The following is a 315-nucleotide window of genomic DNA, read 5'->3' on the forward strand; positions in this document are numbered from 1 at the left end:
GCGGCAGGAAGGGAAAGATCGAAGTCATCGCCACCAAGCCGTGCCAGACCGCGGCGGACCTGTCGCTCGCCTACTCTCCGGGGGTCGCCGAGCCCTGCCTTGCCATCCAGCAGAATCCGGACGACGCCTACAAGTACACCGCCAAGGGGAACCTCGTCGCGGTCGTGTCCAACGGCACCGCGGTGCTTGGACTTGGTAACCTCGGGGCTCTCGCCGGCAAGCCGGTCATGGAGGGGAAAGGTGTCCTCTTCAAGCGCTTCGCCGACATCGACGTCTTCGACATCGAGCTGAACACGGAGAACCCGGACGAGATCA

Annotated in this window: 1 pseudogene; it reads left to right on the forward strand. The window is 64.1% G+C overall.

Going from position 1 to position 315, the window contains the following annotated elements:
• Positions 1-17: 17 nt before the first annotated feature.
• A pseudogene (locus tag E8L22_RS21325) lies at positions 18-315 on the forward strand (NADP-dependent malic enzyme); the annotation flags it as partial.

Source organism: Geomonas ferrireducens, from assembly GCF_004917065.1.
Taxonomy (GTDB): Bacteria; Desulfobacterota; Desulfuromonadia; order Geobacterales; family Geobacteraceae; genus Geomonas; species Geomonas ferrireducens.